Consider the following 24188-nt stretch of genomic DNA (forward strand, 5'->3'; position numbering starts at 1 on the left):
ACAACGTGCAGGGGGAAGCCGTTGCCCCTGGTCGCGGCGGTTGCCCGACGCGAAAACGAAAACGCCACGAATGAAAATCCGTGGCGTTTCCGTTTCCTTTTTCCGCAGTCTACGTAGCCGCTCGCGTGGGAGGCGGCGTTACGTTACCCCTGCTGTTCCCAAAGCGTGCGGCCGAAGAACGTCAGCGTGCGATCCCACGCCATTTGCGACCACACCGGATCGAACTGCGTGCCGGCGATGCGGCCGGGGCCGACAGCCGTTTCGTTCGCGAATGCGTGATGCGCGAGATAGCGATGGAATTCGACATTGACCTTCGCATCGGTCAGCTTCTTCTCGAGCGCATCGACCTGGTCGATCGCGAAGAACGCGTCCTGCGTGCCCCAGTGACCCATCAGCGGCACCTTGAGCTTCGCCGGATCCAGGTAGTCGAGCGGCGGGAGGCCGTACCACGTGACGCCCGCGTCCGCATCGGCGAACTGCAGCGACAGCAGCGTGAGTGCGCCGCCCATGCAGTAACCCGTCACCGCGACACGAGAGGCAAGCGTCTTGAGATGCGTCACGGCGCCCGGAATGTCCTGCGAGGCCGCGTCACCGAAATCGAGCCCGGTCATCAGGTGGTGCGCTTCCTCTTCCTCGACCGTCGACTTGCCGCGATACAGGTCGGGCACGAGCGCGAAGTAGCCGCAGCGCGCGAGGCGATCCGCGACGCCGCGGATCTGGTCGTTCAGCCCCCACCATTCCTGAATGACGACGACCGCGGGTGCGCCTTCGGTCTTCGCCGGCGTGGCGAGATAGCCCTGCAGTTCCTGGCCGTCCGGGCGTCGAAACGTGATCATGGAACCGGATGTTTGAGACATGAAACCGCTCCTTTTCGAAAAATGCGATGAGTGCGGCATCGGGGCCGGCCTGCGGGCGCGGCGACGATCGGGCAAGCCGGGCGTCGTGGTTCCGCTCGCGTTCGTTTCGGCCGGCGCCGACCACGCGGCCATTCTATGCGCAAACACCGGCTGCCGTCGTGAACGAAGCCGCGCGGCACGCGACTCGCAAGATTGCATCGATCGGGGCGCGCAATCCGCTTCGGGAGCGGCCGACCGGAAAACGAAACACCCCGCCCCGACGAACGGGAGCGGGGTGTTTCGTTTGCTGCGCGCGTATCGGAATACGCGGTCGCGTGTCCGGCTTACTGGCCGAAATACACGGAGTCGCGGCCATCCTGCTTGACTGCGATCGCGCGGCCGGCGCGTACGCCAGCGGCGGCTTGTGCGCCGTAGCCGGTTTCATCGGCGTTCGTCACGCGGGCCTGGGCGGTCTGCAGCGCGCGCGGGTAATACTGATCGGAGACTTCGGGCTTGTAGCCGGCCTGTTCGAGCTGGACGAGTTCCGCGCGGACCTGGGCACGCGTCAGCTGGCCCGACGGATTCGATTGTGCCAACGCGCCGTACGAGGCGGACAGGGCGGTTGCGGCGACGACAGCGTAGATGAACGACTTCATGATGACCTCCGGTTTCATTGATTTCGCGCTTCGCTTGTTGCGTTCAGCGGTTGATTGCATCGTAGCGATCGCGTTACCGGTCGGAAATACGCGTTCCAGCGAATAATTATTGCAACTGGGTAAACGATCCGGGGTGGCGGGCATCTCGTCTGATGATTGCGAGGCTGTCCGGCGCCTGATAGGAACTGCGGACGGAGCCATGTGTGGGGCGATGCCGTCGATCGGTCGGGGCCACAAAATGATCAGTTAAATCGCATTCCGAAGTATTTGCGTGAGGCTGTTTCTATCGCTCGTGCCGTATTTGTGGCACACGGCCGCGTCACTCGACCAGGACTGCCTGCCGTTTCCGGTATTCGGCGGGGGTGATGCCGACGTGCCGGGTGAACGACCGCCTGAGCGTATCGACATTCGCGAAGCCGCATTTCGCGGCGACCTGTTTCGGCGTGTCGTGACCGTTCTCGAGCAAATGGCGGGCGGCCGAAATGCGGGTCGCCTCGACCCATGCGGCCGGCGTCATGCCGACTTCCGCGCGGAACAGGCGTGCGAAGTGGCGCGGGCTCATGCCCGCATGCTTCGCCATTTCCGCTACCGAATGCTCGAGTTCCGGATTCGCCGCGATCCAGCGCTGAACCTCCTGCAGTACCGAACGTCCGGCGGGGCGTGCCTCGCCCTTGCGGCTGAACTGGAGTTGTCCGCCGGGGCGCTTGAAGAACATGACCAGTTGAGCGGCGACGCGCCGCGCGATCTCGCGGCCGAGATCTTCCTCGACCAGCGCGAGTGCGAGATCGAGCCCGGCCGTGACGCCCGCGCCGGTGCGCAGCTTGCCGTCGCGCACGTACAGTGCGTCCGCGTCGACGGCGAGCGACGGATACGCTTCGGCAAGCGCATCGGCCGCAGCCCAGTGCGTGGTCAGGTGGCGGCCTTTCAGCAGGCCGGTGGCCGCGAGGATGAACGCGCCGGTGCAGATCGAGCCGTAGCGCTTGCTCTGCACGGCCGCCGCCCGCAGCCACGCGAGGACGTCGGTGCGCAGTGCGATCCGGCCGGCGCTCGGCGCGCCGGCGACCAGCAGCGTGTCGATGCGTTCAGGAATGTCGGGAACGATCCAGTCGGGCAGCAACTGCGCACCGGACGAACTGCGGATCGGACCGGACTCGCTGGCGATGATCCGCAACGTATAGAACGGCTTCCCGCATTCGGCGTTCGCTTGCGCGAAGACGTCGAGCGGTGCGGAGACATCGAGCAGTTGAACGCCCGGAACGGCGAAAATTCCTACGACCTTCGGCATGATCGATGGTGTGTCGTGTCGAACGTGACGGGTAGCAGTATAGAGGCGCCAGCGGCGCGCGATGCTCGCAGACGGACCTGTTTCCGGCGTTCTTCCTCCTGCGCGGGCACCGTGTCCGTTCGTCGCGCAAAATGGCAGGATTTGACGTAACACGTCTATTGGAGACAGCTGTCGGACGCCGGAGAATCGAGGGTGTTTTCAATGGAGGTCGATCATGACTGAGAACGTTGCAGGCATCACCATTCCCGATAGCCAATTGACGCGCGAAATCACCGAGCTCGTTCGCGATACCGCGTCTCCGTTGCTGTTCCATCATTCCAGCCGAGTGTTCTATTTCGCGGCGCTTGCGGGCCAGCGGCGCGGGCTGAAATACGATCCCGAGCTGCTCTACTGCGGCTGCATGTTCCACGACATGGGGCTCACGCACAAACACAGCAGCGCATGCGAGCGTTTCGAGGTGGACGGCGCCAACGCCGCACGCGATTTCCTGAAGGGCAAGGGCATTTCGCAGCAGGATATCGACGTCGTGTGGACCTCGATCGCGCTGCATACCACGCCGGGCATCCCGCAGCACATGCATCCGGTGATCGCGCTCGTTACCGCGGGCGTCGAGATGGATGTGCTGGGCCTGACGTATCCGGAATACAGCGATGTGGAGCGCGAGGCCGTCGTTCGTGCGCATCCGCGTACGCCGCACTTCAAGGAAGACATCATTCAGGCGTTCTACGACGGGATCAAGCACAAGCCTGACACGACGTTCGGCAACGTGAAGGCCGACGTGCTCGCCGACAAGGATCCGCATTTCCACGCAGGCAATTTCTGCAGCGTGATCCGGTCGTCCGCGTGGGCCGGCTGATTGCTCGCGGTATGGCGCACGATCCCGGATATTGAGTGGCGGTCGTGCGCGAAAAGTGAATCGGGGCTCCTGAATGGCCAAGTCGTGCGACTGTATATGGCAACCGCACGATCGAACCCGGGCACACGTGAACGCGGCATCGTCCGGCGATAACGCCATCATTCGGACAGCCGGCGCGGGTGGCCCCGCACCGGTGCAGGACGTCTGGCGCGATCGCGCAGTGATCCTCATGGCGCGGGCATCGCGACGACACAGGTTCGGCTGTCGGCGGCGTCGAGGCAAGCGGGGCGGGTTCGTGTTGTGGCATCGGCCGTGTCGCGGACCGAAAGGTACCCGTGTATGGGAGCGTAATTCGTAACGCTGCCGGATTTTCAACCGATACGAACGTTCCGATGAATTCCACACTTCATGACTTACCCGACAGCCCCTGTGTCGGTGTGTGCTCGACGTTGTTCGACGATGTCTGCAAGGGATGCGGCCGAACGGCCGACGAGGTCTCGCAATGGGTGTTCATGACCGACGACGAGAAACGCGCGATATGGGAGCGTATCCGGCACGAGTGCACGGCGATGCGGTTCCGTCGCGATGGACGGTGAATCGCCGGGGGCGGCGTTCCGGGTGATGCGGCACGCTTGAAGAACGTCCATTTGTCCTGATCGAACCGATCGACCTTGCCGGGAAGGATGAGCCGGCCAAATTGGAGAAAACGAAATCAGTTAAAAAGTTGTTACGTGACAAACGTACGGCGTTTGTCGGGACTTTATATACTGAATAGTTGCACCCCATCCCCCGGGCGAATCTTCGATTCGCGGCCACAGAAGCTTGCTTTCCATATGGATGGGGCACTTCGTCCTCGCCTCGCAGGCACCCGACGAGCACCGCAGGCACGCCCCTCATCCGCGCCCACAGGTTGTCGGCAAAACGCCTATAATGATTGGGCAAATTGCCGGGAGAGGTCATGAGCACCATTGCTTTCCATCCTTCGGGCGTCGCGCATCCGCGTCAGGCCGAATTCACGATTCTCGAACAGCTGCTGGCGATCCCTGTCCGATCGGGGGCCGATCTTGCCGAGCTGGCGAGCGCCCGCATCGACGTCTCGGTGATCGACCGTCTGTCCGAGCGCGGGCTGAAATCCGACGAGCTGGCCTTCATCATTCCGCGTCGCACGCTGAGCCATCGTCGTCAGGCGCACGAACGCCTGTCGCAGGAGGAATCAGACAAGGCGATCCGTCTCGCGCGCATCGTCGCGCAGGCGACCGCCACGTTCGGCGACCAGCAGAAGGCGATGGCGTGGCTGCGCAACGGGCTTCAGCGCTTCGGTGGCCGCACGTCGCTCGACATGGCGAGCACCGAGCATGGCGCGCGGCTCGTCGAGGAAGCCCTCACGCAGATCGACGAGGGGTACTTCGCTTGACGACGCTGTGGCGGATCAGCAATTTCGCCGACCTGAAAGGGATCGGCGGGTTGCGCGCCGGCGGGCGCTGGCATTTTGCCGGGCAGCCCGTCGTGTATCTCGCCGAGCATCCGGCGCTCGCCCTGCTCGAGACGCTCGTTCATTTCGAAATCGCCACGGTCGCGCAATTGCCGAGCGGATACCAGTTGCTTCGCATCGAGGTGGCCGATTCGGTCGATATCGCCGAAATCGCGGAGGGCGACGCGCCGGACGACTGGCGAACCAACGTCGACTGGACACGCAGCGCCGGCACCGAATGGCTGCACACGCAGCCGAGCGCGCTGCTGCGCGTGCCGAGCGTCGTCGTGCCGCACGCGCACAACTTCCTGCTGAATCCGCTCCATCCGGCCGCTTCCGAGGTCCGTATCGCCGAAGTCATGCATTCGCCGTACGACACGCGGATTCTGCGGCTGATCCAGTCGCCGCCGGGCGAATAGGGCGCCGAACGTCACGCGGCCCGCGCCGAGCGCGGGCGGGTTCAGCGCTCGTGCGCGGCGCGATCCGCGGCCGCATCGGGCGGCAGCGTTTGCCGGATACGCGTGACCGTCCGCGTGCTGACGAGACCGAGCATCGCACTGACGTCGGCATGCGCGTGGCCCGCAAGCAACTGGCGGCGCGCATACGTATTGCGCAGCACGCGCGGGCTCATGTCCGCCGCGTGGAAACCGATCGCGGTCAGCGCGTCGCGCACCACGAGCAGCAGGAACATGTCGTTCATCGCGCCGCCGCCGCGGGGCGCGGGAAACAGCAACGCGGAGGGAGGCGTGTCTGCCGAGCGCGTCCGCCATGCGGCGAGCGGCGCCAGCGCAAATTCGGCGAGCGTGATTCGACGCGCCGGCCGCGCCCGATCGCGCGGCACGGCGAGCGCAGGCGGCTGCGCGTCGAGATCGGGCGCGTCGCAGGTCGCCGCCCGTATCTCGGCCGACGTGATGCCGCTCGCAAGCAGCAGTGCGACGATCGCGCGATTCCTGCAGTCGGTCAGCGTGTCGTTTGCTTGCGGCTGCACGTGGCGCTGCAGCGCCGCGTCGGCATCGGGCGGCAGATAGCACGGCTCCGGTTCGCCTTCCGGCCAGGCGAGATCGCGCGTCGTCCGGCCGGCCGGATGGATCGTGCGCACGCCGATTTCGACCAGGTGCCGGCCCAGCCGGTCGATCAGCTTCGCGTAGCGCACGCGGGTCGACGTGCCGGGCGCGCAGGTGCGCTCGAGTTCCGCCAGGAAGGCCGCGACGTGGTCGGGGCCGAACGTGGCCAGCGACACGCGTCGTGCGATCAGATAACGCAGGAACCGTTCGAACATCGCGACATGCTGCACGACCGATCGCGGCGCGAACGGCCGGCGATCGGCGCCGGTCGCGGCGGTTTCCTGCCACGTGCGGAAGGCGCCAACGGGGTCCTGAATCCAGCGATTCGTATCCATGCACGATTTATAGCCGGACGCGGTCACGCCGGCAATCGTCCCGATGTCCTATTGGCCGCCCGGCCCGATGCAAGCGACGTGTCAGTGCGCGGTACGCGTGTCGTCGATGCCGTCGTTGTTCATCGTCAGGTAGACCAGCACGAGCAGCAGCGTGATGAAGAAGCGGAACGCATCCGGCACGCCGTTCCATTGTTTCGACATCCACATGCCGAACCACTCGCCGCCGACCGACATGAAGGCGACTTGCCACGTGAGGAAGCCGAGCGTCAGGCCGGCAATCGCATACGCCTTGGCCGCGCGGAATGCCGTATCGCCGGCGCGTCGCGCGTGCAGCAGGCGGACACCGCCGATCCAGCACAGCACGGCCGTCAGCGTTTCCATCGAGATGATGCCGATATAGCCGGCATGATGAACCCATGTCGTGCCGATTGCGCGATACATGATCCCGTTGCCGGGGAACGTCGTGTCCATCAGGAACACGTGATGCACGAACGCGAAATTCGTCGCGTAGTCGGTGAGGTTGCCGAACGCGACGAGCGAGGCGAAAAAGGCCATGGCAAGCACCATGGCTGACTTGGAGAGACGAACCATCATAATGGACTCCGAAATGAATGGGCAGGCGAAAGCGCGACCGCGCGGCGATCAGCCGGCGTTCGGGGCGATACCTGCGTGGGCGTGTCCGGCGGGGCCGGCGGTTTGCGTGCGTGGCACGGCGGCGCGGAGATCGGGACTGGAAAACCTGAAGCCGGGGCGGCGTCGAGGAGACGCACGCGCCGGCTGGATCGAGTGCCCGCGCCAGGAGGGAGCGGCGATTGTCGGTCGAACGACGGGAGCCGTCAAGCGGGGCCCGCGCGCGTGTCGCGCTGCCGGCCGGCGCCGTCAGGCGTCGCGCGAAGGCGCGGTTGCCGCTGCCGTTCCCGCCTGTCCGCTCAGTCGCGCCAGCGCAGCGAACGCCAGTTGCGTTGCAATGGCCGCGAGCGTGCCGGCCGCCATGCCGTTGCCGAGCACGATCTGCACCGGTGCGCCGAAATGGCGATACAGGTTCGGCACCAGGATCGGCGCGAGGCCGACGACGAGCGCGGCCGCGAGCGTGTACTGGTTGGCGCGCGCGTGCAGGTCGACGCTGGCGAGCAGCCGGATGCCCATCACGCCGATCATCGCGAACACCACCAGCGCGGTGCCGCCGACCACGGCGGCCGGAATCGCATACGCGAGCCGCGCGAGCGGCGCGAACAGCGCGATGACGATCAGGATCGCGCCGGCGGCAGCCGTCACGTAGCGTGAGCGCACGCCGGTCGTCTGCACGACACCGATATTCTCGGCGCTGGTCACGATCAGCGGCGTGCCGAACAGCGCGCCGGCGAGCGACGCCAGCGCATCGCCGCGTATCGTCTTCGGCACGTCGCGCGACAGCGAGATCGCCTTGCCGCACGTTTCACCGACGGCGACCGTCTGCGCGGTGGCCTCGGCCATCGAGATCGCGGTGAAGATCAGCAGCGGCAGCGCGGCCAGCAGGTCGAAGCGCGGCATCCCGAACGGCAGCCAGACCGGATGGGTGAACAGCGGGCCGCGCCACACGTCGGCGAGCGCCGGCATCGCATCGAGCGCCCAGCCGAGCGTCGCACCGGCCATCAGGCCGATCAGCACCGCGAGACGCCCGAGCGTGCCGCGAAACGTACCGGCCACGACGACGGTAGCGACGATCGTGGCCAGCGCGAGGCCGAGCGCGCGCGGCTGGGCAAAGTCGGCCGAACCGGGCTGTCCGACGACGATCGCCGCGTAGATCCGGATCAGGTTGACCGACACGAGCAGCAGCATCGCGCCGACGACGACGCGCGGAAAGAGCCGCAGGCAGCGCGTGAAGACGGGCAACAGCACCCAGTAGAACGCGCTGGCCAGCAACGCCGAGCCGGCCGCCGTCGGCAGGCCCGATTGCGCGGCGATCCCGGCGAACAGCATCGTCGGCGCACCGCCGGGCACCATCACGAACGGCATGCGTGCGCCGATCGGCCCGGCGCCGAGCGATTGGACCAGCGTGCCGATCCCGCACGCGAAGAACGTCGCGCCGATCAGCTGGACCGTCAGGTCCGCCGGCAGCGCGAGCACTTTTGCAATCAGGAACACGGCCGTGATCGGGGACGCGGCCATCGACAGCACATGCTGCAGCCCGAACAGCGCGAGCTGCCAGGCGGGCAGCCGTGCGTCGACGGGTGTTGAGATCGGATCGTGCGACACGGCAGGCCCCTTCGAAGCGAACGGCGACGAGCGCCGGAAACCGACGGTGAACGAACGGTCAGGCCCGCAGCCAGGGCAGTTGCGCGGCGCTGTAGCGGAACGTCTGGAATACGCTGTTGAGCTGCCCGGGGCCGGTCTTGCGCGCGGCTTCATCCGGGTATTCGGCGAACCATGGAATCACGTATTCCCAGACGACCTCGCCGGCGGGCGTCACTTCGAACAGCCGGCCCGTCGACGATTCGGTGATGTGCGTGTTGCCGTTCGGCAAGCGTTGCGCGTTGCCCATGAACGGCGTGTAGAACAGGTTCACGACATCATCCGCATACGACCACACGACGCGCTGCGTCGCCGGATCGATCTCGACGACGCGCGAGAACACGACGTGCGCGCCGTGGCGGAAATTGCCGTTGTCGAACGCGAGGATGTTGCCGTTCGGAAGCGGCACCGGCGCATGCTGGTGGGAAACGACGTCGGGCCCGATCCGCAGGTCGACGCGGCCGGTCGAGCGATTCACGCCGATGATGCCCGAGGTCGTGCGCAGGCTCATCAGCACGCGGCCGTTCGCATCGACCGCGAGGCCGTTGACGAGCGGCCAGTGATAGCGCCCGAAACCGGCCGCGATCGGGAAATCCTCGGGCCGCAGATGGTCGCGCGCATGCCATTCCCAGACGATCTGCCCGGCCCGGTTCACTTCGCGGATCACGTCCGCATACATCACCTCGTCGTCGCCGTGCGGCGTGCCGCCCGGCACGCGCCTCGCGAACGCGGCGTCGACCGGCTCGCACGCGGCGTAGAGCAGATTGCCGTTCGGCAGCCACTGCGCATCGTGGTGGTGCGCGGGATCCTCGTAGCGCCAGACGGTTTCGCCTTGCGGCGTGACTTCGTAGAAGTCGCCGCCATGCCACATCGACCACGGCGCATAGCGCGATTCGGATTGCGGATGGTTGCCGTTGTAGCCGAGGTTGCCGTTCGGGAGGATCACCGCATGGCGGCCGGGGCGCACGGGCATCTTCCACTGATGCACGACTTCGCCGTCGATGCCGACGAGATAGACGTTCCCGTCGGCCGTCTGCGGCGCGATGAGCGTATAGCCGCCCGCGGACAGGGCGGGATCGTGGGCGATGAGGCCGACGCCGCGGCGGCGCTGGGTAATCTGGTCGACGGTTGTCACTGCAGTCTCCATTCGAATAGGATGCGGGGATGCAGCGGAATCTAGACGATCCGGACAGTCAGTAAAACTGGATTATTCTTGACGGCCTGTTCGGAAAAATCTAACGGACCTTTCATGCGTTCGATATCGCAGACATTCCGCTGTTTCGACGAGGTCGCGAGGCGCGGCTCGATTCGCAAGGCGGCCGACGCGCTGCACCTGACCGCTGCGGCGGTGCACCAGCAGATCCGCAATCTCGAGGACCAGGTCGGCGTGCCGCTGTTCGACCGGCTGCCGCGCGGCATGCAGTTGACGCTCGCCGGCGAGATCGTGATCGCGGCCGTGCGGCGCGGCCAGCGCGACTTCGACAACGCGCTCACGCAAGTCGAGGACCTGCGTGCGCTGCGTCGCGGGCACGTGAACCTGGCAGTGCCCGCATCCACCGCGGAAAGGCTCGTGCCCGACGCGATCCTCGCTGCGATGCGGCGCTATCCGGGCGTCACGTACAGCGTGCGTTCGGGAAACGGCGAGAGCATCGTGCGCTGGGTCGAGACAGGCGAGGCCGATATTGGCTATGCGCTGCGCCGGCGCACGGCGGCGGGCGTCGTCGAGGTGCGCGCATTCGCTCAGCCGCTGGGTGTCGTCACGGCGCCCGGCCACCCACTTGCGGCGGCCGGCGGCAAGGTGCGGCTGCGCGACTGTTTCGCGCATCCGCTCATCCTGATGACGCCCGACACGGAACTGCGCGCAATGTTCGACCAGATCGATGCGCGGCAGCCGCGCAACGTGCGGCCGCTGATCGAGACGGGCTCGGTGCCGATGGTGCGGCGCCTCGCGGCCGAAGGCGCGGGTGTCGGCTTCCTGATCGCCGAGAACGTCGCGGACGACGTGGCCGCCGGCCGGCTCGCGTGGACGCCGCTTGCCGATGCGGGGGCGCGCTCGTTCAGCTGTATCTATCAGCGGGCCGACATGAGCGCGACCGTTGCGATGACGATGTTTCTCGAGTTCTTCTCCGAGGCGATCGAAGCGATGGAGAGCGGCTTCGCGCGCGACGGTGGCGCAGCCGGCAAGCGCCGTCGGGCAGCAAAGTAACGCCATCGGCCGCGCGGGCGCATCGCACTGCGATGCAGTGCAGCACGCGAACCCGCGTGCGTAATCGGTGACGTTGCGCACACAACATCCGGCCGCGCGACGCCAATCCCTTATTGCGGAAAAAATTCTGTTCGTGGGACTATCGAACGCGTTGCCGGCGCACCGAGGGGGTCGCAGGCAGCGTGATGTCCATCGCAACGACCTACGAGAACATCGGCAGACAATGAACAGAACAGCGATTTTTCCGTATGCGTCCGCGTTGCTCGCGGCCGCCCTGTTGACGGCATGCGGCGGCGACGTCGAGAACGAAGCAGGCCGCACGCCGACACCTTCCACCGATGCGAGCTGCCTCGCGGTCGACAACAGCGGCGCGACGGTCGTGGTGGGCTCGAACCAGCCGGGCGACCCGTCGCTGCCGGAAGCGTCGTCGGGCTATCGCACCGGGATGAAGCCGGTTTATGCGAAGACCTATCTGGTGGCCACGTCGAACGCGTACGCGAGCGCGGCCGGCTGCGCGGTGCTGAAGAAGGGCGGCACGGCCGCCGACGCGGCAGTCGCCGTGCAGGCCGTGCTCGGCCTGACCGTGCCCGAAGCGACGGGCCTCGGGTCCGGCGGCGTGCTGCTCTACTACGATGCGCGCGGCAAGACGCTGCAGGCGTACGACGGCCGGGAAACCGCGCCGGCGGCCGCGACGGAGAACTATCTGCGCTACGTCGATGACGCGACCGACCACTCCGCACCGCTGCCGAACGCACGGGCGAGCGGCCGCTCGATCGGCACGATCGGCGTGCCGAGGCTGATCGAGGCACTGCAGCAGGATCACGGCCGCTTGCCGTGGCAGAGCCTGTTCGGCGATGCGATCACGCTTGCGACCAACGGCTTCCCGATCGGTGGCCGGCTCGCCGACGCGATCGCGGCGAACGCCGCGAACCTGAAGCGCGACCCCGAGGCCGCCGCGTATTTCCTGAACGCCGACGGCTCGCCGAAGACGCTCGGCACCGTGCTGAAGAATCCCGCGTATGCGCGCACGCTGACGCTGATGGCGCAGTCGGGTGCGAACGCGCTGTACACGGGGCAGATCGCGCAGGACATCGTTGCGAAGATCGCGACGACGAAGGGCGCGGACGGGTCGACGCTCACGCCGGGCAAGACGACCGTCGCCGACCTCGCCGCGTACCAGGCGAAGCGCCGCGATCCGGTGTGCACGACCTATCGCAGCTACTGGGTGTGCGGGATGCCGCCGCCGTCGTCGGGCGGCATCGCGGTCGCGTCGGCGCTCGGCATTCTCGAGAATTACGATCTGAAGTCGCTGAAGCCCACGGCGATCGATCTCGAAGGCGGCAAGCCGACCGTTGCGGGCGTGCACCTCATCACCGAGGCGGAACGGCTTGCGTATGCCGACCGCGACAAGTACGTGGCCGATACCGATTTCGTGCCGCTGCCGGGCGGCACGTGGAACACGCTGCTGAACAAGCCGTACCTGAAATCGCGCGCGGCGCTGATCGATCCGGCCAAGAGCATGGGCACCGCACAGCCCGGCAATCTGGGCGCGGTGCCGCTTGGTGTCGACACGACGCTGATCGAGCACGGTACGAACCAGTTCACGATCGTCGACGGCGACGGTAACGTGCTGAGCGCGACGACGACGGTCGAGTCGAGCATGGGTTCGTTCCACATGACCAACGGCTTCCTGCTGAACAACCAGCTGACCGATTTTTCCGCGAATCCGGTCGATAGCGCGGGCAATCCGGTGGCCAACCGCCTGCAGCCGGGCAAGCGGCCGCGCAGTTCGATGGCGCCGACGATCGTGTTCGGGCAGGCCGCGGACGGTTCGCGTGGCGATTTCGTGATGGCGACCGGTTCGCCGGGCGGCGGCACGATTCCGCAATATGTGGTCAAGACGCTCGTCGGCGCGCTCGACTGGGGGCTCGATGCGCAGCAGTCGGCGGGGCTCGTCGACTTCGGTGCGAGCAACAGCCCGACGACCACGATCGGCGGCGAGCACCCGAACGTCAATACGGCGAACAACGGGGCGAACGATCCGCTGATCACGGGGCTGCTCGCACTCGGGCACAAGGTTTCGACCTCCGCGCAGGCGAGCGGCGTCAATACCGTGATGCGTGTGACGGTCGGCCAGTCGCCCGCATTGCAGGGCGGCACCGATCCGCGGCGTGAAGGCGTCGTGCTCGGCGATACGTTCCGGCCGTAACCGGGCAGGACGCGCGGCCCCGAACTGCCTGCATGCAGCAGCGGGCGGTCGGGGCCGCGCATCGCGAAGGCGTCGCAATGACGAACACGCATCTGCTTGAAATGGACGCCATCCTGTCGACGCCGGGCTTTTTCGATTTCCTCGGCGACCTGGATTGCGATCGCGTGCTGGACAGCCGCGATGCCGAGCCGTTCGACGCGCTGTGGATGGCGTCGTTCGATGAAGTCGATGCCGATCCAGGCACGGCGGTCGACCGGCTGGCGGTGAGCGCGCCGAGGGAAAAGGCGTTCAAGCTCGCGCTCGGCGCAGCGGGGAACGCCGGTGTGGCGGCATGTGTATCCGACGATATCGAACTCATCGCGAGGAACTGGTTGTCGGGCCGCACCGATGGCTGGGCGACACACGTTCTTTGGAATGCTTATCTAAGCGGCCGGTTTCCCTGCTATCCGTTTCGCCTGCCTGGTTTCCCGATCGGTTGCGGCATGCGCCACGCGACACGCCTTCAGGTTCGCTTGATCCACTGCTCAATTTCGCCGCAAGCCCCCGATTGTCAAACTATGTGAGGCAATCGTCAGCATTTGCAACGGAAGTAACAGTCCCCGCAAATCAGTCGTTTTGCGCGTCGGCGCCGCTACATTAGCTCCACCTGCCGCACGTCGCGGCAAGGCATGCGACAAGCCGCACGAAGGCGGCCCGCAGCAACAACGTCTTTGGGGAGAATGACCATGAACAAGATTCGTACGATTCTGGTGGGTGCTGCACTGACGGCGATGGCGACTTCGGCTGCGTTCGCACAGACGGCCCAGACCGGCGCCCAGGGTTCCGCAGGCGTCGGCGCGCAGGTTCAGACGCCGCTGCTCGGTGGCGGCGTGGGCGTGCAGGCTGGCGCCGGCGCGAATGCGGCGGGCTCGGGTTCGGGCGCGGGCAACGCCGTTGGCGGCGCGCTTGGCGGCGTCGGCAAGACGGTCGGCGGCGTGGGCTCGGCAGCCGGCGACGCGGTTGGCGGTGCGACGCATGCGGTCGGTTCGGCAGCGGGCACCGCGAAGGATGCCGCCGCATCGGCTGTCCACTCGACGAAATCGCACGTGAAGCACGTCGCGGGCACGGCAAAGAGCCATGCGCAAGGTGCGATGTCGACAGCAGGTGACGTCGCAGGCGGCGCGAAGGCGAAGGCCGGCGAGGCGCTCGACGGCGCGACGAACTCGGTGCAGGGTGGCGCATCGGTCGGCGTGAAGGGTTCGGCGTCGGCGCAAGGCGGCGCGCTGTAAGCGTCACGCTTCCCGACACGGCCCGGCCCGCTTCGATGCGGGCCGGGCCTTTTTATTGGCGCGCGGCGCGCCGTTCATCCCATCCTCGATACCGGGGTGCGTCGGCGTTCGCCACTCATCCGGCGACGCGACGGGCCTGCCCGCCTGCCGGCACGGACCGGCAACGGGCGGCGTGTGCACCCCCTGCCCATCGCCCGCCGGCCATGCTTAAATAGCGAGGCTCCCGATTGCCGGGCTGCCGCGATCGCGGCGCCGGCCGACACGGGCCAGCATGTCCGATCGACATCGTGACGACAGACGACACCAAAACGCCGTTCCGGCCAGCCCGGCGCGGCCCGATAACATTCCGAGGCATCACGTCATGACCATCCTGTTCCGTTTTCTCGCGCTCGCCTGCGCGCTCTGGCTGGCCGGCTGCGCAGGGTCGCCCCCGCCGTCCGGCAGTACCAGCGCATCCGCCGCCGCACCGGACGCCAGCGAACGCCGCGGGCTCGGCACGGCATGGGGCGAGTCGGTGCGATCCGAAACCCGTCAGGTCGATTTCGAACGCGCGGATCCGGCGAAGCCGACGGATCTTGCGTCGGTCTACTACAACGACGCGTTGCCCGGACATCCTCCCGCGTCCCAGGTTCGCCGGTTGCCGACCCGCGTCGCGCTCGCCAACGGCGACATCGCGCTGTCGTTCACGGACGAAAAAGGCACGCCGTTGCGTCTGGCGCGCAGCGGCGGCCGCTGGCACATGGCAGGCGTCGAAGGTTCGCGCTACATGATCGTGCTGCGCAACCAGGGGCGCCGTACGTTCGAGATCGTGTCGAGCGTCGACGGGCTCGACGTGCTGTCGGGGCGGCCCGGCAGCTATACGAACGGCGGTTACGTGCTGTATCCGGGCCGCACGCTGACGATCGAGGGTTTCCGCAAGAGCCGCGACGAAGTCGCCGCGTTCCGCTTCGCGGCGGTGCCCGACAGCTATGTCGCGAATTCGAAGTATGGCGATGCCGCGAACGTCGGCGTGATCGGTGTCGCGGTGTTCGCGCAGAAGGAGAACGACGAGGAAGCGCTGCGCCGCAACGCGAATCCGTTCCCCGGCAATGACAACGGCTATGCACCGCCGCCGGTGCCGCGCGGCGAGTGACGGCACCTCGTGGATCAGCCGCGTGCGTCGTGACGAACGACGCGCGCGGCTGATCTTGGATCGGGGCTGTCCGAACGGCATGCAGGCGCATGCGATGAACTTCACGACCATCCTGTGCGATTGATGCGGACACGGATCATCCCGATGAAATCGATTGTGTTGAAGCTCGCGGCGCTGGTGCTGCTGGCCTCGAATGCCTCCGTTGCCGTCGCCGAAACGCCGGCGCCCGAATCGGTGCGGCTCGCCAATGGTCACGAGATCGAATGGGTGCGCCCGGGGTTGTTCGAGGTCGACGCAGCCCGCCACCGGAAATCGGCACTGATCGTGCCGGCCGCGCTTCGCCATGCATTGCGCGATGCATCGAGTGTTGCGTTTCCGTCGGACCGTCCGAAGCGGATCGACGGCAAGGACTATCTGCTGGTCGTCATCAACCGCTCGTCGAGCAGCCGCCCGACAGGATATTGCGGCGCGGGCGAAGAAGGGGTGCTGTACGTGCTGGAACTGCACGGCGCCCATGCCTTGCCGCGTTTCTCGCTACCGGTTCAAAGCTGCCTCGACACCGTTTCGCTCGACACCGACGGTGGCGCGCAATCGCCCTACCTGGCGATCGCGTGGCGCGACGACCCGGTCGGCATCGACATCCGGTGGGAATTTCTTTCTCACGGCGATGCAACGCATCGCGTCTATCGTTTCGTGGACGGCACGTTTGTCGAGACCGAGATTCCGCAGTAACGCGGCCGGGCTGCGGCACAATGGCTGTTCGAATTCGCATCGCGTGCGCCCCCACCATCCGGATCGACGGAGAGCCTCATGTCGTTACCCGCTTTCAGGTACCATCCCGACCCGCTGGCAACGGGCAGCGTGATCCGCTCGGACGCGCGCTGCGTGTGTTGCGGCGAGGCACGTGGTTACGTGTACGCGGGCCCCGTGTATGCGGTCGACGAGTACGAGCAATGCATCTGCCCGTGGTGCGTCGCCGACGGTTCGGCACACGCGCGGCTCGATGCGGTCTTTACCGACACGCACGGCATCGGCGGCGGCGAATGGGATGATGTACCTGACGCGGTCGTCGACGAAATCGCCTGCCGCACGCCGGGCTTCCAGGGCTGGCAGCAGGAACGGTGGTGGACGCATTGCGGCGATGGCGCGCAGTTCATTGGCCGGGCAGGTGCAGGCGAACTGACGGCGCTCGGCCCGCAGGCCGTTGCGTCGATTCGGGAATCAACCGGACTCGACGAGGGCGGCGAGTGGGAGCGCTTCTTCGCCGCACTCGACAAGGACGGCTCGCCGACCGCGTATCTGTTTCGCTGCATCCATTGCGGCGAACTCGGCGGCTACCAGGATTGCGATTGATGGCCCGGCTGGCGGCACCGCACGTCGATCGAGGGCTCCATCGTCATGAAACAAAGGAATCTTCGTGAAGTTCATCCACGCGGCAGACATACACCTTGACAGCCCGTTGCACGGCCTGAGCGCGTATCCCGACGCGCCGGCCGCGCAGTTGCGCAACGCGTCGCGCGAGGCGCTGCGGCAGCTCGTGGATCGTGCGATCGAAGAGGACGTCGCGTTCCTCGTGATCGCCGGCGACCTGTACGACGGCGACTGGAAGGACCACAACACCGGCATCTTCTTCGGTCAGCAGATGGGGCGCCTGCGCAAGGCCGGTATCCGCGCGTTCGTCCTCGGCGGCAACCACGATGCCGAAAGCGAGATGACGAAGAAGCTGACGCTGCCCGACAACGTCACCGTGTTCGGCCACCGCAAGGCGGAAACCCACACGCTGCCTGAATTCGACGTCGCGCTGCACGGGCAGAGCTTCAAGGACAAGGCTGTCGTCGACAATCTCGCGATCGGCTATCCGGACCCGGTGCCCGGTTACTACAACATCGGCGTGCTGCACACGGCGCTCGAAGGTTATGCGGCGCACGCGAACTATGCGCCGTGCACGCTGGCCGAACTTCACGCGAAAGGCTACGACTACTGGGCGCTTGGCCACGTGCACGAATTCCAGCAATGGTCGGGGCCGTCCACGGTGGTGTTTCCCGGCAACCTGCAGGGGCGCCATATCCGCGAGACGGGCCGCCGCGGCGCGGTGCTCGTGACGGTCGAGCAGGGCCGCACGCAGGTCGAGCGCCTGTATCTCGACGTGCTGCGCTGGGAAGCCGTGTCGGTCGACGCGTCCGATTGCCTTACCGTCGCCGACCTCTCGAGAAAAATCGGCCAGTCACTGGAAGCGCTGCTGACCGTCGACGGCCATGTGCCGCGCGCGGTGCGCGTGACGGTCACGGGGCGCACGCCCGCGCATGGCCTCTTTTTCGGCCGCGCGCCGCAGTTGCGCGCGGAGGTGCTGAACCAGATCGGCATCATCGGCAACGAGCGGCTGTGGCTCGAGAAGGTTCGGCTCGCGACGTCCGCGGCCGATCATCAGCCGGGCGAAAGTGAGCCGCTCGAAGCGCTGGAGGACCTGAAGCAGATCCTGGCCGACGCCGCGCGCGACCCGGATTTCCTCGAACTGCTCGAGCGCGACCTGAAGCCGTTCGTCGGCAAGGTGCGCAGCGACGTGAAGGAAGAGGTGCCGTTGTTGACGATGGCGCGCGCGGGCGAGCTGACCGCACTCGTCGAGCAGGTCGGGCCCGCGTTGCTCGCGCGGCTGGCGAGGGGGGAATAAGCGATGCGGATCAACCAGCTCGATCTGATCAAGTACGGCAAGTTCACCGACGAGACGCTGCGTTTCCCGTCGGCCGGCGAGGATTTCCACGTGATCGTGGGGCCGAACGAGGCCGGCAAGTCGACGATCCGCACGGCCGTGTCGGAGTTGCTGTTCGGGATGAAGCTGCAGACACCGCTCGATTTCCTGCACAGCACGCCCGAACTGCGGATCGGCGGCGTGCTGGAGAGCGGCGCGGGCGAACTCGCGTTCCACCGCGCGCGCGGGCGCAGTCCGTTGCGCACACCCGCTGACGACAAACTGCCCGACGACTATCTGGCCGCCGTCCTTGACGGCGCCACGCGCGAATTCTTCGAGCAGATGTTCGGGCTCGATCACGGGCGTCTGGTCGATGGCGGCCGGAGCATTCTCGACGCATCCGACAAACTCGGCCAGGTGCTGTTCGAATCGGCTGCCGGTGTCGGCAGTCTCGGGCCGGTGCGTGAGGAGCTCGAAGCGCGTTCGGTCGAACTCTGGGCGCCGCGCCGCAGCGGCAGCGCGTTTGCACTCGCCGAATCGGCGTTCAACGAAGCCGTGACCGAACTGAAGACGGTCCAGGTGCGCACGCGCGACTGGGTCGAACGCAAGGACGCGCGCGAAGCGGTCGAACAGCAGATCGAGCAGGCACGCGCCGAACAGCGTCGGCTCGAAGCGCTGCGCTCGAAGCTCGAACGCGTGCGACGGCTGGCACCGTACCTGAAGGAACTGACGGCCAAGGACGCCGCGCTGGCGGAACTGGGCCCGGTCGTCGAGTTGCCGCCCAGCGCGTATGCGGATCTGCTGAAGGCGCAGGGCGATCTCGCGGCCGAACAGAAGGTGCTCGAGGAACGGCGTGCCGACCTGCTTGCAAAACGGCAGGCGCGCGATGCGATCGACGCCGACGCCGACACGCTGGCGCTCGAAGCCGACATCGAAGCGCTCGACCGGCTGCGCGGCGCGTGCATGAATCACGCGCAGGATCTGCTGCTGCTCGGCGCGGATGTCGAACGGCACCTGTCCGCTGCGTTTGCAGCGGCCGCCCAGCTCGGCTGGCCGACCGACGAAGCGTCGCTGCGTGCGTCGCTGCCGACCGCGTTGTCGCTGAAGACCGTTGCAAACCTGTTGCGCGAACACGGTGCGCTGCACCAGGCGCTTGCCGGCGCGCGCGAATCGCTCGACGAACGCACGCGCGAGCTTGCGCAGGTGCAGGAACAACAGGCGCGCCTGTCGACCGTCGACGTGCCGGAGGCGTTGCGTGCGGCGCTGGCCGATGCGCAGGGCTTTCGCAACAGCAGCCAGCGCGAGCAGGCGCTCGAACAGGAAATCGCCGCCGCCGAACGCACGTTGTCCGGCGCACTCGATGCGCTCGGCCAGTGGCGCATGCCGGTCGATACGCTGCGTGCGCTCGACGTGCCGTCGGCGGCGCGCCTCGGCACGCTGCTGAAGGAAGACAGCGCATGCGCGAGCGCGGTCGCTGCTGCACGCGACGCGCGGGACGGCGCACTCGAGGAGCTCGAGCGGCTCGAACTGCAGGAAAAGCACTTCGCGGAGAACCACAAGGTCGTCACGACCGCCGACGTGCTGGCGGCGCGCGCGCGACGCGACGGCGCGTGGGGCGATATCCGCAGCGGCGCGGTCGATCTCGCAACGGGCGCGCCTGCGGTCGACGACGCGATCCGCCTGGCGGACGAACTCGTCGACGCACAGCTCGGCGCGACGCAGGCGGCGGCGACGTTGCAGTCGCTGCGTCAGCAAGTCGAATCCGCACGTGCCGGCGTGACGCGCAGGCAGGCCGCACTGGACGAGCGCGAGCGTGAGCGCGCCGAACATCGCGACGCATGGGCCGCGCTTGCGACGACGGCCGCGGTGCCCGGCATGCCGCTGGCGGCGATGGGCGACTGGCTGGCGAAGCGCGACACGGTGTTCGCCGCGCAGGCTGACCTCGACCGGCTGCGCCGCGAATTCGACACGATTCGCGCCGCGCGGGCGGGTGCCGAAACCACGCTGCGCACGGCACTGCGTACCGTGTCGCGAGGCGGTGAGTCGGACGGTTTGGCGGCGCTCGTCGCGATTGCCGAGACCTTCGTGCAGTCGGCCGAGAAGGCGCTCGCGCAGCAGGACAGCCTCGAGGATCGCGCGCGTGAAGCCGAACGCGGATGCGCGACGGCGCAATCGCGCGTCGGCCATGCACAGGCGGCCTACGATGCGTGGCAGGTGCAATGGCGCGACGCGCTGGCCGCCGCGAAGTTGTCCACCAGCGCGGCGACGCTGGCCGCGGCGGAAGGTGCGCTCGTGCTTGCCAATGCGGTGACGGCCGAACTGGCCGATGCCGATGCGCCGCGCAACCGGATCGCCGCGATCCGCGCCGAGTTGGCCGCGCTCGAGGCGGGCGCAAGGCGGCTTGCCGAAGCGCTCGCGCCGGAATGGTTGACGAGCGGAGACTGGCTGGACGTCGCGCGCCGGCTGACGATGCGCCTCGCGGCCGCCCGGGAAGTCGCGCGCGCGATCGGTCGTGCCGACGACGCCGTTCGGCAGGCCGACGACAAGGTCGCGGACGCGGCCGCCGCGGTGGCCGGTGCCGATGCGCGTATCCAGCCGCTGCTGCAACTGGCCGGCGTCGCGTCGATCGACGCGGCGCTGCCGCTGGCCGAACGCTCGGATCGTCAGCGCCAGCTTCGACAGGCAGTCGATGCCGCGCACGAGGCACTGGTGCGCGATGGTGACGGCCTGTCCCGGTCCGCCGTCGAAGCGGAAGTCGCGGAGCAGGACATCGCCGACGTACCGGCGCACCTCGAAGCGGTGAAGCAGTCGCTCGGCGACGTCGGCAAGCGTCTGAACGAGCTTGCCCAGCAGCAGGTCGTGGCCGAGCAGGCGTTCGGTGCGATCGACGGCCAGGCGAACGCGGCCGTTGCCGAATCGAAGCGACAGGAAGCGCTGGCGGCGATGGGCGAAGCAGCCGAACAGTATCTGGAGGCAGCCACGGCGAGCCGGCTGCTGAAGTGGGCGACGGATCGCTATCGCGACCAGAAGCAGGGGCCGATGCTCAGGCGCGCGGGCGAGATTTTCGCGGGGCTCACGCTGGGCGAATTCGCGCGGCTGACCGTCGATACCGAACGGACGCCGCCCGCGCTGTATGCACGACGGACGAAGGGGGCATCGGTCGAGGTCGCCGGGTTGAGCGAAGGGACGCGCGACCAGTTGTTCCTCGCGCTGCGGATCGCGGCGCTGGAACTGCAGCTCGGCAGCCGGACCGCATTGCCGTTCGTGGCCGACGACTTGTTCATCAACTTCGACGATGCGCGCGCGAAGGCCGGCCTCGATGCGCTGCGCGATCTGTCGACGCGAACCCAGGTGCTGTTCCTGACGCACCACGACCACTTGCTGCCGCTCGTGAGAGAGGTATTCGGCGCGCGGGTCAACGTGGTCGAGCTCCAGCGCGCACCGGTGGGCGCGTGACGCAGGGTGGGCGTGAATGCCGGCGCGCGGAGAGGGTCATCGCGAACAGGTAGTATGTGCGGTTCCGAAATGCACGCGGCCGGTTCTGCCGGTCGCGGGTCAGGCCACACGAGGGGGGAATATGAAAAAGCTGGTAGCCGCCATCGCGTTCGCGGCGGACAAGCATCGCAATCAGCGGCGCAAGGACGAAGAAGCGTCGCCGTACATCAATCATCCGATCGCGCTCGCCGATGTGCTGGCCAACGAGGCCGGCGTCGAGGACGAACGTGTGATCGTCGCGGCCGTGCTGCACGACACGGTTGAGGATACGGAGACGACCGAGCAGGAACTGCTGCGACTGTTCGGCAAGGACGTGGCGGACATCGTGATGGAAGTCACCGACGACAAGTCGTTGCCGAAGGAGGAGCGCAAGCGCCTGCAGGTCGAGCATGCGGCGACCATCAGCCGACGCGCGAAGCTCGTGAAGCTGGCCGACAAGATCTGCAACCTGCGCGACATCGCGCGGCATCCCCCCGCGGACTGGCCGCTCGAGCGCAAGCAGGCGTATTTCGACTGGGCGAAGTCGGTCGTCGATCCGATGCGCGGTGTGCATCCCGGTCTCGAGGCGATCTTCGACACTGCCTACGACGCACGGCCGGCCGACTGAGGCGCCCGCATGCGATCCGCTCGAACCTTCGAATCCGCCACGTGGCAATCGCCAACCGTGGCGGGTGTCGATGTGGGTGGCGAAAAGAAGCAGTGCGATCTCGTGATCCTTCGCGGACGGACAGTCGTCTACCGCGAGGAACGGATCGCGCCCGAGGCGGTGCCTGCGCTGTGCGTCGCCCATGACGTCGTGGCCGTGGGTGTCGACGCCCCGAGCCTGTGGTGGACGGGGAGCGGGCGCCGCGCGGCCGAACAGGCGCTCGCGCGCGAACGGATCTCGTGCTTTCCGACGCCGTCGCGGGAGCAGGCGATTGCAAGCACGTCAGGCTTCTTCGACTGGATGTTCATGGGAGAGCGTGTCTACCGCGCGCTCGCGGATGCGTATCCGCTGCTGACCAGTGCCCGCTATGCGGGCGGGCGCGCGAGCTTCGAAACCTATCCTTATGCGATCACTTGCGCGATGCTGGGGAGGGCCGTCGCATCGGCGAAGCAGAAACGCAACCAGCGCCGGCAATTGCTGGAACGACTGGGCGTCGACGTGTCGACGCTGAGGTCCGTCGATGCGCGAGACGCGACCCTTTGCGCGTTGACGGCGCAATGCGTCATCGACGGGAATGCGCACGCGTATGGCGATGCGGAGGGCGGATATATCCGCGTGCCGATCGTGAGCGAGACGATCGTTCTCGACACACTGTAGTCGTGTCGCGCGGCCTGGGCGATGGGTGTAGCGAAAAGGTGAGCTTTTGCGGGAGGGTGGCGGCCCGCGCGACGGCGAAGGCTTCGGGCGGGGACTGCAGGCCGGCAAACATCGGGATGGCTTGCGCACACGACATCATGCCGGTGCGCTATGCGATCCAGAGCGGCGTCGCTCAATCCTCGAGGATGGCTTTCGGTACGCAGGACAGATCGCAGGCGTCCGCCTGTTCGAAATAGCCTTCGGCATCGTCGATCATCACGACTGCGACGTCGATCAGTTCGTCGAGCCGCTGCAGCAGCGACTCACGCCACTCGATGTCTTCGTCGCGTTCGGGCGTCTTGTCCAGTTGCTCGATGATCGAATCGGCCGTCTGCAGGAAAGGAATCGCCTGCTGATAGTTTTCGATCGAGACCATCGCTGCGTTGCGCGCACCGACGAGTCGCTCACGATGCTCGTCCGCCAGCTCGGATTCACCGCTGATCCGCGGCAATACATCCGAGATGCGCTGCAGAAGCGGTGGAGCCTGTTCTTCCAGGATGAGGGCGCGCTTGCGCAGCGCTGCATATTCGTCGCGAAGATCGGCGTCGCCGGATTGAGAGGTGCTGTCCATCGTGGATATGAGTGCGTGGTTCGGTCGCGGCATGATACTCGACGGCACCCGATTCCCTGTCCGTTCCGCCACCACCTATATAGAGGGACGAGCGGTATACGTCACAACAATAGAGGGTGCCCCGTGTTGTGATGCCTGCTCCGTCGAACCCCACGCCCCCGTGCGCGTCAGCGCACGGGGGCTTTTTCAAAATATTTTCACAAAGGGCTTGCGTAGACGGGGGTGGGTGCTTAGAATCACGCCTCTTTCGCGCTAACGGAAACGCGGCGCGGGAGAAGGGAAGCAGGGCGGGTGGTGTGCTGGAGTCTGGAGCGCGCCACTGGCCTGGAAGATGAGCCCCGCGGTCGCAACGATGTAGTGTAAAAAGTTGTTGACGAGCTGCGAAACACGGTTCATAATCTCGCTTCTCTGCTGCTGAAAACGCAGCGCTGCCGGGAAACACGAAGTTCCTCGCAGAATGCTCTTTAAAAATTAACAGCCGATAAGTGTGGGCGCTTGATGAAAG

General features: G+C 66.7%; 23 protein-coding genes. 15 read left to right on the forward strand and 8 right to left on the reverse strand.

Annotated elements, in window-relative coordinates:
• Nucleotides 1-143 precede the first annotated feature (143 nt).
• From CFB47_RS37365 to CFB47_RS37375, 3 genes are all read right to left on the reverse strand, one after another.
• A complete protein-coding gene (locus CFB47_RS37365) occupies nt 144-857 on the reverse strand; it encodes a dienelactone hydrolase family protein (RefSeq protein ID WP_089459711.1) in 714 nt (237 codons plus the stop codon).
• A 323-nt stretch (nt 858-1180) separates the two neighbouring features.
• Nucleotides 1181-1492: a DUF4148 domain-containing protein gene (locus CFB47_RS37370; protein WP_219846206.1), complete on the reverse strand. Its 312-nt coding sequence runs from the start codon at nt 1490-1492 to the stop codon at nt 1181-1183.
• A 319-nt stretch (nt 1493-1811) separates the two neighbouring features.
• Nucleotides 1812-2777: a GlxA family transcriptional regulator gene (locus tag CFB47_RS37375; RefSeq protein ID WP_043185412.1), complete on the reverse strand. Its 966-nt coding sequence runs from the start codon at nt 2775-2777 to the stop codon at nt 1812-1814.
• 214 nt (nt 2778-2991) lie between these two features.
• Here CFB47_RS37375 and CFB47_RS37380 point away from each other — a divergent pair, with 214 nt between their 5' ends.
• The 4 genes from CFB47_RS37380 to CFB47_RS37395 all read left to right on the forward strand — a co-directional run bounded on the left by CFB47_RS37380 (nt 2992) and on the right by CFB47_RS37395 (nt 5523).
• Nucleotides 2992-3633: an HD domain-containing protein gene (locus tag CFB47_RS37380; protein WP_011349307.1), complete on the forward strand. Its 642-nt coding sequence runs from the start codon at nt 2992-2994 to the stop codon at nt 3631-3633.
• A 392-nt stretch (nt 3634-4025) separates the two neighbouring features.
• Complete coding sequence (locus CFB47_RS37385; protein ID WP_089464253.1) at nt 4026-4229, forward strand: DUF1289 domain-containing protein; 204 nt, start codon at nt 4026-4028, stop codon at nt 4227-4229.
• Nucleotides 4230-4591: 362 nt separating this feature from the next.
• Complete coding sequence (locus CFB47_RS37390) at nt 4592-5047, forward strand: antitoxin Xre/MbcA/ParS toxin-binding domain-containing protein (RefSeq protein ID WP_089464254.1); 456 nt, start codon at nt 4592-4594, stop codon at nt 5045-5047.
• Nucleotides 5044-5523: an RES family NAD+ phosphorylase gene (locus CFB47_RS37395; protein WP_089444625.1), complete on the forward strand. Its 480-nt coding sequence runs from the start codon at nt 5044-5046 to the stop codon at nt 5521-5523. The genes CFB47_RS37390 and CFB47_RS37395 overlap by 4 nt, the downstream gene beginning before the upstream one ends.
• A 41-nt stretch (nt 5524-5564) precedes the next feature.
• Here the strand turns inward: CFB47_RS37395 and CFB47_RS37400 are convergent, their stop codons facing one another.
• The 4 genes from CFB47_RS37400 to CFB47_RS37415 form a co-directional block, all read right to left on the reverse strand.
• Nucleotides 5565-6503, reverse strand: coding sequence for a tyrosine-type recombinase/integrase (locus CFB47_RS37400; protein ID WP_089459715.1), 939 nt, complete (start codon nt 6501-6503; stop codon nt 5565-5567).
• A gap of 81 nt (nt 6504-6584) precedes the next feature.
• Entirely contained in the window at nt 6585-7097 is a 513-nt protein-coding gene (locus CFB47_RS37405; RefSeq protein ID WP_089459716.1) for a DUF2165 family protein, read from the reverse strand.
• A 285-nt stretch (nt 7098-7382) separates the two neighbouring features.
• Nucleotides 7383-8738 (reverse strand): uracil-xanthine permease family protein, encoded by a 1356-nt coding sequence (locus tag CFB47_RS37410; protein WP_089464255.1) that lies wholly within the window; start codon nt 8736-8738, stop codon nt 7383-7385.
• 58 nt (nt 8739-8796) lie between these two features.
• On the reverse strand, nt 8797-9921 hold the full coding sequence (locus CFB47_RS37415) for an aryl-sulfate sulfotransferase (protein WP_089464256.1): 1125 nt from the start codon (nt 9919-9921) through the stop codon (nt 8797-8799).
• Between the two features lie 102 nt (nt 9922-10023).
• On the opposite strand from CFB47_RS37415, the gene CFB47_RS37420 reads away from it, so the two are divergent.
• From CFB47_RS37420 to CFB47_RS37470, 11 genes are all read left to right on the forward strand, one after another.
• Nucleotides 10024-10980, forward strand: coding sequence for a LysR family transcriptional regulator (locus CFB47_RS37420; protein ID WP_089464257.1), 957 nt, complete (start codon nt 10024-10026; stop codon nt 10978-10980).
• 223 nt (nt 10981-11203) lie between these two features.
• Nucleotides 11204-13189: a gamma-glutamyltransferase family protein gene (locus CFB47_RS37425; protein WP_089464258.1), complete on the forward strand. Its 1986-nt coding sequence runs from the start codon at nt 11204-11206 to the stop codon at nt 13187-13189.
• A gap of 77 nt (nt 13190-13266) precedes the next feature.
• Nucleotides 13267-13752, forward strand: a complete 486-nt coding sequence (locus CFB47_RS37430) for a hypothetical protein (protein WP_256946847.1) — start codon at nt 13267-13269, stop codon at nt 13750-13752.
• 162 nt (nt 13753-13914) lie between these two features.
• Nucleotides 13915-14457, forward strand: a complete 543-nt coding sequence (locus tag CFB47_RS37435) for a hypothetical protein (protein ID WP_089464259.1) — start codon at nt 13915-13917, stop codon at nt 14455-14457.
• 361 nt (nt 14458-14818) lie between these two features.
• Nucleotides 14819-15589 carry a hypothetical protein gene (locus tag CFB47_RS37440; protein WP_089464260.1) on the forward strand — a complete coding sequence of 257 codons (771 nt, stop codon included), beginning with the start codon at nt 14819-14821 and terminating at the stop codon, nt 15587-15589.
• A 144-nt stretch (nt 15590-15733) separates the two neighbouring features.
• Entirely contained in the window at nt 15734-16321 is a 588-nt protein-coding gene (locus CFB47_RS37445; RefSeq protein ID WP_105749957.1) for a hypothetical protein, read from the forward strand.
• 78 nt (nt 16322-16399) lie between these two features.
• The gene (locus CFB47_RS37450; RefSeq protein ID WP_089459724.1) at nt 16400-16942 is read left to right on the forward strand and encodes a CbrC family protein; all 543 of its coding nucleotides are present in this window, start codon (nt 16400-16402) and stop codon (nt 16940-16942) included.
• A gap of 64 nt (nt 16943-17006) precedes the next feature.
• Entirely contained in the window at nt 17007-18257 is a 1251-nt protein-coding gene (locus CFB47_RS37455; RefSeq protein ID WP_089444641.1) for a DNA repair exonuclease, read from the forward strand.
• 3 nt (nt 18258-18260) lie between these two features.
• The gene (locus CFB47_RS37460; RefSeq protein WP_089464262.1) at nt 18261-21731 is read left to right on the forward strand and encodes a YhaN family protein; all 3471 of its coding nucleotides are present in this window, start codon (nt 18261-18263) and stop codon (nt 21729-21731) included.
• A 121-nt stretch (nt 21732-21852) separates the two neighbouring features.
• Entirely contained in the window at nt 21853-22377 is a 525-nt protein-coding gene (locus tag CFB47_RS37465) for an HD domain-containing protein (protein ID WP_043185438.1), read from the forward strand.
• 9 nt (nt 22378-22386) lie between these two features.
• Entirely contained in the window at nt 22387-23073 is a 687-nt protein-coding gene (locus CFB47_RS37470) for a DUF429 domain-containing protein (protein WP_089459726.1), read from the forward strand.
• Between the two features lie 172 nt (nt 23074-23245).
• On the opposite strand, the gene CFB47_RS37475 is transcribed toward CFB47_RS37470, so the two are convergent.
• Nucleotides 23246-23683, reverse strand: coding sequence for an ATPase (locus tag CFB47_RS37475; RefSeq protein WP_256946848.1), 438 nt, complete (start codon nt 23681-23683; stop codon nt 23246-23248).
• Between the last annotated feature and the right edge of the window lie 505 nt (nt 23684-24188).

The organism is Burkholderia sp. AU27893, assembly GCF_002223205.1.
GTDB lineage: Bacteria > Pseudomonadota > Gammaproteobacteria > Burkholderiales > Burkholderiaceae > Burkholderia.